The sequence below is a fragment of the Streptomyces sp. NBRC 110035 genome (assembly GCF_000829695.1).
Classification (GTDB): Bacteria; Actinomycetota; Actinomycetes; order Streptomycetales; family Streptomycetaceae; genus Streptomyces.
Genome location: NZ_BBNN01000044.1, coordinates 51,051 through 63,291, shown reverse-complemented (window position 1 = coordinate 63,291; position 12,241 = coordinate 51,051). Strand labels below are relative to the sequence as shown.

Below are 12,241 nucleotides of genomic sequence, written 5' to 3'. Positions count from 1 at the left end.
TGGGCCGTGTCTCAGTCCCAGTGTGGCCGGTCGCCCTCTCAGGCCGGCTACCCGTCGTCGCCTTGGTGAGCCGTTACCTCACCAACAAGCTGATAGGCCGCGGGCTCATCCCTCACCGCCGGAGCTTTTAACCCCCACCCATGCGAGTGGAAGTGTTATCCGGTATTAGACCCCGTTTCCAGGGCTTGTCCCGGAGTGAAGGGCAGATTGCCCACGTGTTACTCACCCGTTCGCCACTAATCCCCACCGAAGTGGTTCATCGTTCGACTTGCATGTGTTAAGCACGCCGCCAGCGTTCGTCCTGAGCCAGGATCAAACTCTCCGTGAATGTTTTCCCGTGATCGGGAGAGCACACACGAGAGCGGAACGGTCGGGCGGAATGGGCCCGGCCGTTCACAGCGTCCTCGCTGTGTTTGTTTCAAAGGAACCTCGTCCCGGCCGAACGGCCGGAGACGGGGTATCAACATATCTGGCGTTGATTTTTGGCACGCTGTTGAGTTCTCAAGGAACGGACGCTTCCTTCGTACTCACCCTCTCGGGCTTTCCTCCGGGCGCTTCCCTTCGGTCTTGCGTTTCCGACTCTATCAGATCTTCCCGATCCGATGTCCCCGGGGTTTCGCCTTCCGGGTTTCCGCTTTCACGTTTCCCTTTCCGGCGACTCCGACTCTATCAGATCTTTTTCCTTCGATCTGACCCCCGGTCAGCGGGGTTTGTCTTTCCGGCTGTTGGGCCGTTCCGACGTCTCGTACCTTAGCGGACTCTCTTGCCGCTTCTCAAATCGGAGCCGTTCGGATCCGAATCGAGCAGCGGCATCCCGTGCGAATTGAATTCGGACATGCCGAAAGCCGTCCACTGGGGAGGTCGTGCTGGGGTTTTGAGTGCCGCTCTCGCGGCGGAAGTGCTGCCGAAGAACCGTTACGTCCCGATGGCAACTCGAAGAACCCTACGGATCGGGGAGGGGGAAGTCAAGTGACCCCTGTCAAGATCTTTTCGACCGTTCGCGGTCTGCGGATCGAGGCCGTCAGTCCAGGTCGGTGAGGCGTCCGCCGGCGTCGGGCTGGGCGTCCTCCACCCTGCGCAGGAGACGGGTGAGCACCTCGCCCAGGGCGATCCGCTCCTCCGAGGAGAGGTCCTGGAGCAGGTCCTCCTCGAAAACCGTCGCCATGCGCATCACCTCGAGCCACTTCCCGCGGCCGGCGGGTGTCGCCTCGACGATGACCCGCACGCGGTTCGTCTCGTCCCGTTCCCGGTTGACGAACCCCTCCGCGACCATACGGTCGATCCGGTGGGTCATGGCGGCCGGCGTGAGCCCGAGGCGCTTGGCGAGGTCGCTGGGACCCATGCGGTACGGGGCGCCGGCCAGGACCAGGGCCTTGAGGACCTCCCAGTCGGCATTGGTGATGCCGAGCTCGGCGGTCTGACGGCCGTAGGCGACGTTCATGCGGCGGTTCAGCCGGGACAGCGCGCTGACGATCTTCTCGACCTGGGGGTCGAGGTCCTGGAACTCGCGCTGGTACGCGGCGATCTGCTCTTCGAGTGTCGGCTCGTTGAGGCCGGAGGTCTCGCCCATGGCCGCAGTATGGCACGCCCCCTTCATCTCGAAGCCCTTCGCATTAAAGCCGTTCGATGTGTACTCTTCACCTTTGAACTTTAGCTTCTAAGTCTTCACTCCTAATTTCTGAGAGAGGTGAACGTGACCAGGGCGATGGGCGCTGCGATGCGCCGGATCCACGTGGGCAACGCACTCAGTGCGTTCGGGCTCGGCTTCACCGTCCCCTACCTGTACGTCTATGTGGCGCAGGTGCGGGGACTCGGCGCCGTGACGGCGGGACTGGTGCTCGCCGTGTTCGCTGTGGCGGCGCTGATCGTGCTGCCGTTCGCCGGGCGGGCCATCGTCCGGCGGGGTCCGCTGCCGGTGCTGCTCGTCGCCCTGGTCACGGCCGCCGTCGGGGCGCTGAGCCTGGGCCTGTCGAGCGGCGCGGCGAGCGTGCTGGTGTCGGCGGCGGCGCTCGGGGCCGGGCAGGCCGTGATGCAGCCGGCACTGGCGACGATGATCGTGGACTGCTCCACGGCCCGGACCCGGTCGCGTGCGTTCGCCATGCAGTTCTTCCTGCAGAACCTCGGGCTCGGGGTCGGCGGTCTCATCGGCGGACACCTCGTCGACCCGAGCAAGGCCTCCTCCTTCACCGTGCTGTTCTCGATCGAGGCGGCGATGTTCCTGCTGCTGGTCGTGGTGATGGCGACGGTGCGGATGCCGCGTTCGCCGCGTGTCGCGGGCACGCCCGCTCCGTCGGCCAAGGGCAGTTGGAAGCAGCTGACGGGCAACCGGGCCATGGTGCAGCTGTGCGTGCTGGGCTTTGTGCTGTTCTTCGCCTGCTACGGACAGTTCGAGTCGGGGCTGAGCGCGTACGGGGTCGAGGCGGCCGGTATCTCGACGTCGACGCTGGGTACGGCGCTGGCGGCGAACACGCTGGTCATCGTGGTCGCGCAGTTCGTGGTGCTGCGGTTCGTGGAGCGCCGCAGCCGCACGCGCGTGATCGCGTCGGTGGGACTGCTCTGGGCCGTGGCATGGGCCGTGGCCGGGTACGCGGGCCTCGGGAACGGCAGCCAGGCGATGGCGACCGCCGCCTTCGTCTCGACGTACGCCCTGTTCGGGCTCGGTGAGTCGATGCTGTCGCCGACGCTCGCGCCGCTGGTCGCGGATCTCGCGCCGGAAGGGCTGGCGGGTCAGTACAACTCGGCGTTCGCCCTGGTGAAACAGCTCGCGCTGGCCCTCGGTCCGGCGGTGGGCGGGCCGATGGGGGCCTCGCTGCACGGGCCGTACATCGTGGTCTTCGTGCTGTGCTCGCTGGGGATCACGGTGCTCGCGCTGCGGCTGGGCCGGCAGCTCACGGAGGTGCAGGACCGGCCGTCGACGGCACAGAGCCTGGTCGTCACCCAGGGCGGCACCGCACCGGCGGGCCAGTCCCCGGCGCACGCCTGAGGACAACGACCCCGCACAGCGCCCCGCTCACTACCGGGCGACCGGTTCCGGCAGGGCGAACTCGCACCAGACGGACTTGCCTCCCCCCGGGGTGCGCCGGCTTCCCCAGTTGGAGGCGATCGTCGCGACGATCGCGATACCCCGGCCGTACTCGTCGGCGGGTTCCGCGCGGCGGCGCCTCGGCAGGTGGTCGTCGCCGTCGGTGACCTCGACGATCAGCCGGCGGTCGGTGCGGCGCAGCCGCAGCCGCATGGGCGGGATGCCGTGCTGGAGGGAGTTGGCGACCAGTTCGCTGGTGGCCAGGACACCCAGGTCGTGCAGGTCGGTGGGGAAGCGCCAGCTGGTGAGCACGCCGGAGGCGAAGGCACGCGCGCGGGGAGCCGCTTCGACGCCGCCCAGCAGGTCCAGGGCGGCGTTGTGGAACAGCTCGCTCTCCGGGCCCTCCCGGGCGGGGTGCTGGAGCACCAGTACGGCGACGTCGTCGTCGTGCTCCGGGGTCACGCCCGCCGAGCGGACCAGGCGGTCGCAGATCACCTGGGGGGTGCCGGTCGCGCCGGCCAGGGCGCGCTCCAGGGCGGCGATGCCCTCGTCGAGGTCCTCGTTGCGGCGCTCCACCAGGCCGTCCGTGTAGAGGACGGCGGTGGAGCCGGGGGCCAGGGGGACCGAGCCGGAGGAGTGCATCCAGCCGCCGGTGCCGAGCGGGGGGCCGGTGGGTTCGTCGGCGCGCTGGACGGTGCCGTGCTCGTCGCGGACCAGGATGGGCAGGTGGCCGGCGGAGGCGTAGACGAGGGTGCCCTCGTTGGGGTCGTGGATGGCGTACGCGCAGGTGGCGATCTGGTTGGCGTCGATCTCCGTGGCGAGGCCGTCGAGCAGTTGGAGGATCTCGTGCGGGGGGAGGTCGAGGCGGGCGTAGGCGCGCACCGCCGTACGGAGCTGGCCCATGACGGCCGCCGCGCGCACACCCCGGCCCATGACGTCGCCGATGACCAGGGCGGTGCGCCCGCCGCCGAGGGTGATCACGTCGTACCAGTCGCCGCCGACGGCGGCCTCGGTGCCGCCGGGGTGGTAGGTGGCGGCGACCCGCAGGTCGTCGGGTTCCTCGAGCTCCTGCGGGAGCAGGGAGCGCTGGAGGGTGACGGCGGTCTCGCGCTGGCGGCGCTCGCTCGCGCGCAGGCGTTCGGCGGCCTCGGCGTGGTCGGTGACGTCGGTGGCGAAGACCAGCACACCGCTGCCGTCGCCCTGGGTGACCGGGGTGCAGGTGAAGGTGTAGGAGCGGCCGTCGGGCGCCTTGCGGGACTTGACCGTGCGGGACTTCCCGCTGCGCAGGACCTGGTCGAGGAGGGGCAGCAGGCCGAGTTCGTCGAGCTCCGGGAGGGCTTCCCGCGCGGGGGTGCCGACCGGGCGGGCGCCGAAACGGGCCGTGTAGGCGTCGTTGACGTAGGCGATGCGGTGGTCCGGGCCGTGCACCAGGGCGACGAGGGAGGGGACGTGGTCGAGGACCTCGCGCACCCTGAGGTCGTCGACGGCGGGCGCGGGCCGTGGGTCCTCGATGAGTTGTTCGGCGCGGGCCGTGGGCACGGAGCCCTCTCCCCGCCGGTCCGGAGAGACCGCGTGCTCGCTGCGCGCTGCGGCGCGGCGCTGCGTTCCGGGGAGCCGGGCGCTCCAGCGGGTGAAGTTCACGAATCCTTGCCTCGTGTAGTTGTCGGCGGCCGGGAAACGGGACCGGCCGGGGCCCCTGGGCCGCACCGGGGGCGGGCAGCGGCCCGCCCCCGGTGGTGGACCAGTCTGGCAGGCTGCCGACCGGGCCGACATCCGTCAGACGTCGGGCCGGTCCGAGGAGTTCCTGGGTGCGCTCAGGACGACCCCTTCGGGTTGTCCGGGGGGTCCTGAGAAGGCTTTCCACCGGCCGCGAGTTCGAACTCGGCCCGCGGGTGTTCGAGTGAACCCAGCGAGACGATCTCCCGTTTGAAGAGCCCGGCGAGGGTCCATTCGGCGGCCACGCGCGCCTTGCGGTTGAAGGTGGGGACGCGGCTCAGGTGGTAGGTCCGGTGCATGAACCAGGCGGGGTAGCCCTTGATCTTGCGCCCGTAGACGTGGGCGACGCCCTTGTGCAGCCCCAGGGAGGCGACCGACCCGGCGTACGAGTGGGCGTACGTCTGAAGGGGTTCGCCGCGCAGGGAGTGCGCGATGTTGTCGGCGAGGACCTTCGCCTGGCGCAGCGCGTGCTGGGCGTTGGGTGCGCATTCCCGGCCGGGTTCCCCGGCGGTGGCGTCGGGGACGGCGGCGGCGTCGCCCGCGGCCCACGCGTGCGGGGCGCCCTCGACGGCGAGTTCGGCGGTGCACCGCAGCCGCCCGCGCTCGTCGCGCGCCAGGTCGGTGGCGGCGAGGACGGGATGCGGTTTGACGCCGGCGGTCCACACGACGGTGCGGGTGGGGAAGCGGGCGCCGTCACTGAGCACGGCGACGCGGTCGGCGCAGGACTCCAGGCGGGTTTCCAGGCGTACGTCGATGTTGCGGCGGCGCAGTTCGCTGACCGTGTAGCGGCCCATCTCCTCGCCGACCTCGGGCAGGATGCGGTCCGAGGCCTCGACGAGGATCCACTTCATGTCCTCGGGGCGGAGGTTGTGGTAGTACCGCGTGGCGTAGCGGGCCATGTCCTCCAGCTCGCCGAGCGCCTCGACGCCCGCGTAGCCGCCGCCGACGAAGACGAAGGTGAGGGCGGCGTCACGGATCGCGGGGTCCCGGGTGGAGGAGGCGATGTCCATCTGTTCGAGGACGTGGTTGCGCAGCCCGATGGCCTCCTCGACGGTCTTGAAGCCGATGGCGTGGTCGGCGAGACCGGGGACCGGCAGGGTGCGCGAGACGGAGCCGGGCGCGAGGACGAGTTCGTCGTAGACCACCGCGCGGCCGCCGCCCTTCCCGCCGCTGCTGCCCGCCTCGCCGTCGGCGAGGGTGGTGACGGTGGCGACGCGTGCGGCGTGGTCGATGGCGGAGGACTCGCCGATGAGGATGTGGCACCGGTCCAGGACACGACGCAGCGGTACGACGACGTGGCGAGGAGAAATGGCACCGGCGGCCGCCTCGGGGAGGAACGGCTGGTACGTCATGTACGGATCGGGGGTGACGACGGTGATCTCGGCCGCGCCCCGGGCGATCTCCCGTTTCAGCTTCCGCTGCAGGCGCAGGGCCGTGTACATCCCGACGTAACCGCCGCCGACAACGAGAATGCGCGCACGTTCCTTCACCATCCCATGACGCACCCGTCGCTTGCGTTTGTCCACAGCCCCGACGAATTGTGTGACTGGAGGCCGTGAGCGCGCCGAACGGACCGGATCACCCTCACGGACGTCGTGTGCGCAGGTCAGCCGCACTTTTCCGGCGCTTCCACCGGGGCACATACGGGACCAATGCGCCTCGTACTCCGATCGGGGGGCGCTCCGTGCGGAACCTGCCCCTTCTGAATTGACCCCCTCTCAACTATGTTCGTACGTCGACGGGGTGTGGGGGGATGCGCTCATTCGGGTCCGCGACGGGCGGAACCGGCCACCGGGCATGTTCCTCGAGCCCCGGCCATCTGTGGCGGGGAGTCTCCGGGGGGAGACGTCATCACCGGGGGAATACGTATGCATGTTCAGGATTCTCATTGGTCGTCCGCGTCCACCGTGGCGCCCGGCACCGCGTTGAGCGCGTCGCCGGGGCACGGACGGGTGGGAGGGCCTCGCACAACACCGCTGCGCGTGGACGCGCAGCGCAATCTGGAGCACGTGCTGCGCGCGGCACGCGAGGTCTTCGGCGAGCTGGGCTACGGCGCGCCGATGGAGGACGTGGCGCGCCGGGCCCGGGTCGGTGTGGGCACGGTGTACCGGCGCTTCCCGAGCAAGGACGTCCTGGTGCGGCGGATAGCCGAGGAGGAGACCTCCCGGCTGACCGACCAGGCGCGGACGGCGCTCGGTCAGGAGGACGAGCCGTGGTCGGCGCTCTCCCGCTTCCTGCGCACGTCGGTCGCCTCGGGCGCCGGGCGGCTGCTGCCGCCGCAGGTGCTGCGGGTGGGCGTGGCGGACGAGCACGACCACGCGCGCGTGCCGCAGCAGCGGTCGCAGCCGTCCGGTGCCGAGCTGCGACTGGTGCCCGAGGAGGCACCGGCCGCCGCCGGGGGGGACGACACCGGTGCGGCGCAGCTCCTCGAGGTCGTCGGCCGGCTCGTGGAGCGGGCCCGTGAGGCGGGTGCGCTGCGGCCGGACGTGTCGGTGTCGGACGTGCTCCTGGTGATCGCCACGGCCGCGCCCTCGCTGCCGGACCCGGCCCAGCAGGCGGCGGCCTCGGCCCGGCTGCTGGACATCCTGCTGGAGGGCCTGCGCTCGCGCCCGGCGTGAGGGTGAGCGCAGGCCCACGGGGCCCGTCCGCACCGGGCGGGTCCCACCCTTTCCCGAACGGATGACTGTCCACACTCCTGTGCGACGGAAACCCTCGGACGGGTGGATGGGGCGCCCAGAGCTGTCCCGACCAAAAGCCGCTATGGCACCCTGACCCGTGGTCAGGACTGATGGTGCAGGTGGCGGGGGCTTCCGCGATGAGCGTTGACGGGCGGGACGAGTCCTACGGTGACGACGCCCCCGGGGCACAGAACCCACCGCAGGTACCGGGCCAGGGGTGGCGCGCGAGCGTGCCACCCGACGACAGGGACGACCCGGGCGGCGTCGTCCCCACCCAGCGCGACCGGCGCGAGGAGAGCGTCCCGCTGCCCCCGCGCGAACTGCCGCCGTCCGACGCCGGCCTCGTCGCCCGGCTCCGCGCGGGGGACGACTCGGCGTACGGGGAGCTGTACCGGCGTCACGCGGACGCGGTGCGCCGGTACGCCCGTACCTGCTGCCGGGACGCCCACACCGCGGACGACCTGACCGCCGAGGTCTTCGCCCGCGTGCTCCAGGCGGTGCGCGGCGGCTCCGGCCCCGAGCACGCCGTACGCGCGTACCTGCTCACCTCCGTACGACGGGTGGCTGCGTCCTGGACACGGTCGGCGAAGCGCGAGCAACTGGTCGACGACTTCGCGGCCTTCGCCGCCCAGGCCGCGAGCCTGTCGGCCGTCTCCGACACCGACGCCCTGGAGCTGGGCGCCGACGTACGGGCGATGCACGAGGCCGAACAGTCCATGGCGATGCAGGCGTTCAGGTCGCTGCCGGAGCGCTGGCAGGCGGTGCTGTGGCACACCGAGGTCGAGGACGAGTCGCCGAGCGCGGTCGCCACGCTCTTCGGCCTGGACGCCAACGGCACCCGTGTCCTGGCCGGCCGCGCGCGTGAGGGCCTGAAGCAGGCGTACCTCCAGGCGCACGTCAGCGCCGCCCTCACCGAGGACGAGGAGTGCGCCCGCTACGCCGACCAGCTCGGCACGTACGCGCGCGGCCGGCTGCGCACCCGCGCCGAACGGGGACTGCGGCAGCACCTGGACGAATGCGCGCGGTGCCGGCTGGCGGCCGTCCAGCTCCAGGAGGTCGCCGGCGGCATCCCCGCCCTGGTGCCCGTCGCCGTCCTCGGCTGGTTCGGCGCCGCCGGGTACGCCAAGGCGGCCGGTCTCCTCGCCGGAGGAACGGCCGCAGCCGGAGCGGCAGCCGGTACCGGTGGCCCGGGCGGGGCGGCGGCGGCCCCGGAAGGCCTGGCCGCGCCGGTGAAGGCGGGCCTGGCGGCCGGCGTGACCGCGGTGGCGACGGCGGCGGCCGTCGTCTTCGCCCTCTCGGGCAACGAGAAGCCCCCCGAGGAGCCGAAGGCCGCCCCGCCCGCCTCGTCCCCCGTGGTCCGCGAGGAACCCCCGTCCCCCCGGAAGACGCCCCCAAAACCGGCACCCCCACCCCCCGCTCCGGCCCCCGCACCGCCCACACCAACCCCCAAACCCGAGCCGACCCCGCCCCCCGCTCCTCCTCCCAAGCCACCCCCGCTCCCCGACCCCACGCCGCCTCCGACACCCACGTCACCCCCCACACCGCCTCCGACACCCAAGCCGACCTCACCCCCACCACCACCCCCGCCCGCCCCGACGGTCCACCAGTGGAGCGAGCCGGCCCACGACATCAGCGGCGACGGCGACGCCCCCGACATGCGCATCGGCGGGAGCAGCTGGGTCTGGCGGAGGCCGGCCCTGTCCATCGCCCGCCGGAGCCACTCACCCGGCGTGACGGTCCACGGCCGCTCCTCCGTCACCATCGACCTGAACCGCCCGTGCGCCGCCTACGACGCGACGGTCGGCGTGGACGACCTGACGAGGAAGCTGGGCAAGGTCACCTTCTCCGTCCACGCGGACGGCGTCCCCCTGTGGAACTCCGGCCGGATCAGGGACGGCGACCCGGCCGTCCCGGTCCACGTGGACCTGACGGGCCGCAAGACCGTACGCCTGGTGGTGGAACCCCACAGCCACTTCGACAACCTGGCCCTGGCCGACTGGGCCCGGTCCCGCTTCACCTGCACGTAGGTGTCCCACGGACGACTCAGCCGCGTACCGCGGCCGACCCCGGCGGCCCACCACCGCGCACGGCGCGCGTGCCCACCGGCCGGCGGGCGTGAACCAGCCGCCCACGGCGCGAAGGTGACGGGGCGGGGTGCCCGCCCGCAGTGGCCGGCGCGTCGACGCCGGTCCCTCCGCAGTCACCCGATGCCGCGCCGGACCGAGGACGGGCACCCCGCCCCGGCGTCGACCCACGACGCACCGCCGACCCACGACGCACCACGGGCGCTACGCACACCCTCACCGAAGCCGCAGAGGCGCCGCAGGCACGGACGTGCACCCCCGCCCTCCGACGCAGGCCCACCACCCGCACCCCGAACCAAACCCGCCCAAGCGCCACAGACACCCGCACCGCAGGCACCCGACCACCGACCCGCAGAAACCCCACAACCACACCCCGAACCAAACCCGCCCAAGCGCCGCAGACCCCCGCCCCCGCTCACACCCCGCGCGCCAACGCCCCCCGCTCCGGAGCGATCCCCCCGGGCACCGCCCGCTGCCGTCCGGGCGTCCCCGTCCAGCAGGTCCCCCGGCGGGCCAGCAGCCGCCGCAGCCACAGCTCCAGCGCGACCAGATCCGCGAGCCCGTCCAGCGGCAGCGGCTCCCCCTCGGCGGCGGCCCGCAGCGCCTTGCGCACCACGCGGGCCTCGACCAGCCCCGCCTCCGCGAGCAGCGGCGTGTCGAACAACGTCATCAGGGTGTCCGCGGCGACCCGCAGCCCGATCCGCGTCGCGGCGGCGGTGTTCGCCTGGGTCGGCGCGCCCCATCCGGCGGGCAGGTCCCGTACCCCCGCGCCTTCGAGGACGGTCCGCAGGACGGAGGCCCGTGCCCCCGGCTTCACCCGCAGCGCCTCGGGCAGCGCCCGGCACGCGCGGACGACCTGGTTGTCGAGGAACGGTGTGTGCAGCCGCTGGAACCGGATCTCGGCGGCCTGTTCCAGTACCCGTACATCGGCCGCGTGCCGGGCCAGTGCCGCACGCGCGCGGAAGTCACCGGGCCGCTGCCCCGGCCCCACGTCGGACCGGCGGGTGGACGCCTGGAGGCGAACCGATACTTCAGCGAGCGCCTCGCCGGTCAGCCAGCGCGCCGCCGGCCCGGGTCTTCCCCAGGTCAGCAAGGCCAGCGAGGCGTCCGCCGCGCCCCGGGGGGCCCCGTCGTCCAGCTGGTGGCGCAGCAGTTGGTCCGCGAGGGTCTCGAGCCCCGTGCGGTACGGCGTGCGGGCCAGGCGCCGGGCCGCGGCGTACACGCGCGCGGGCACCATCACGGACCCGTCGGCCTTCGCCAGCGCGGCGACGGGCCGCACGAGATGACGCCGCTTGCGGTCCATGAGGAGGTCGGCGAGACGCGCGGGATGTGCGTCGAGCACTTGCCGGGCTCCGTACCCCGTGAAGTGGTCGGCGCTGCCCGCGGCCAGCCGTGCCCGGTGCCGGGCGGCGGTGACCAGGGAGGGGGCCGGCTCGTCCGTGAGCGGCCCGTCGAGGTCGGCGTACGGCAGGGTGTCCTCGCCGCCGGGGACGACCACGTGGTGCAGCCGGGGGTTGGCGGCCAGCGCCCCGGCGCGAGCCATCTCGTCCTCCCGCCCGCCGTGGGGCCCGCCGGCCGAACCGCTTCGCGTGCCGCCGCTCGCACCGCCCGCACCTCCCGCGAGATCGTTGAAGGTGACGGCGAGCAGCCGCTCCCCCGCGCCCGTGCCGTGCCCCAGCACGGTCCCCGGCATGCCCGGCAGCCCGGCGGCGAGCAGCGCCAGTGTCCCGGAGGCGGGCCCACCGGAGAGGTCGGCCCCGATCCCGGGCACCGGCATCCCGCGCGCCGCGCGCCGTTCGGCGGGGCCCATGCCCGGGACGGGGCCGGGATCGATGTCGGCGCCGGGGACGTGCCGGGGCGCGGCGAGCCGGGTGCGGACGGCCTCGATCAGCGCGTCCCGGACGGCGTCCACCGCGCGGTCCGGGTCGGCGGGCGGCGCGGCGACGGCGAGTGAGGCGACGGGCTCGTACCCGGCGATCTCGCGCGCCCCGGCGCGCAGGATCAGCGCATGCCCCGGCGGAACACGCTTGACGCCGTCGTACGGGGTGGAGTCGTGGAGCGCGGCCGGCACGTCGGGGGCGGCCAGGAGCGCGGCGAGGTGGCCGAAGTCGAGGTTGGCCTCGACGAGGTCGGCGAGCGGCAGCGCGGCGGTCGCGTACGCGGTGCCGCCCTCCCAGGGGGTGTGGAACACCGGCCGGGCGCCCGCGAGGTCGCCGCAGACGGTGACCCGGCGGCCCACCTGCACGACGGCGGTGTAACTGCCCGGCCAGGCGGTCAGATGGCGCAGCGCGCCGCCGCGCGCGGCGAACAGGGCGACGCGCAGCTGTTCGTCGGTGGCACCACAGGTGCCGAGGACGGCGATCCGGGTGTCGGCGTCGCCGGTCACCACCCGCACCTCGTCGGGGCGCCAGTCGCCGACCGCCCACAGCGGATCGGGGTCGCCCCACAGCGGGTGGGAGCCCACCGGTTGCAGTGTCTCGCCGTCGGAGCCGACGGAGCCGGTGGCGCCGACGGAGCCGAACGCCGGGGCACCCGCGGCGGCGCTGCTCCATCCCACCAACCACCGCATCGACGCCTCCACAGGCTGTGGACAACCGGCGCACCGTACGCACCGGTTCACCCATGCTGCCATGACGGAGGCGCTCAGGAGGGGTGCCGGTACCGCAGGTGCTCCGTCGAATGCGCCCCGGCGGATACTCTCACTCCGTTCCGAACACCCGCCCGAGGCGAGGAGATCGTCC

7 protein-coding genes and 1 rRNA gene are annotated in these 12,241 nt (G+C 72.8%); 3 read left to right on the top strand and 5 right to left on the bottom strand.

Annotated features, from left to right (window positions below; translation table 11 throughout):
• Positions 1–328: ribosomal RNA gene (locus TU30_RS28330) — 16S ribosomal RNA — on the bottom strand; the annotation flags it as partial.
• A 693-nt stretch (positions 329–1,021) separates the two neighbouring features.
• Positions 1,022–1,570, bottom strand: a complete 549-nt coding sequence (locus TU30_RS28325; protein WP_042175274.1) for a MarR family winged helix-turn-helix transcriptional regulator — start codon at positions 1,568–1,570, stop codon at positions 1,022–1,024.
• A gap of 135 nt (positions 1,571–1,705) precedes the next feature.
• Between TU30_RS28325 and TU30_RS28320 the strand changes: the two genes are divergently transcribed.
• The gene (locus TU30_RS28320; RefSeq protein ID WP_042175272.1) at positions 1,706–2,983 is read left to right on the top strand and encodes an MFS transporter; all 1,278 of its coding nucleotides are present in this window, start codon (positions 1,706–1,708) and stop codon (positions 2,981–2,983) included.
• Between the two features lie 30 nt (positions 2,984–3,013).
• On the opposite strand, the gene TU30_RS28315 is transcribed toward TU30_RS28320, so the two are convergent.
• The gene (locus TU30_RS28315) at positions 3,014–4,663 is read right to left on the bottom strand and encodes a SpoIIE family protein phosphatase (RefSeq protein WP_042175270.1); all 1,650 of its coding nucleotides are present in this window, start codon (positions 4,661–4,663) and stop codon (positions 3,014–3,016) included.
• Positions 4,664–4,836: 173 nt separating this feature from the next.
• Entirely contained in the window at positions 4,837–6,231 is a 1,395-nt protein-coding gene (locus TU30_RS28310; RefSeq protein ID WP_042175267.1) for an NAD(P)/FAD-dependent oxidoreductase, read from the bottom strand.
• 375 nt (positions 6,232–6,606) lie between these two features.
• Here TU30_RS28310 and TU30_RS28305 point away from each other — a divergent pair, with 375 nt between their 5' ends.
• Both TU30_RS28305 and TU30_RS28300 read left to right on the top strand, forming a co-directional pair.
• Entirely contained in the window at positions 6,607–7,356 is a 750-nt protein-coding gene (locus TU30_RS28305; protein WP_042175265.1) for a TetR/AcrR family transcriptional regulator, read from the top strand.
• A gap of 197 nt (positions 7,357–7,553) precedes the next feature.
• Positions 7,554–9,443, top strand: coding sequence for a sigma-70 family RNA polymerase sigma factor (locus tag TU30_RS28300; RefSeq protein WP_042175296.1), 1,890 nt, complete (start codon positions 7,554–7,556; stop codon positions 9,441–9,443).
• Between the two features lie 472 nt (positions 9,444–9,915).
• On the opposite strand, the gene TU30_RS28295 is transcribed toward TU30_RS28300, so the two are convergent.
• On the bottom strand, positions 9,916–12,069 hold the full coding sequence (locus tag TU30_RS28295) for an asparagine synthase-related protein (RefSeq protein ID WP_042175264.1): 2,154 nt from the start codon (positions 12,067–12,069) through the stop codon (positions 9,916–9,918).
• Positions 12,070–12,241 lie beyond the last annotated feature (172 nt).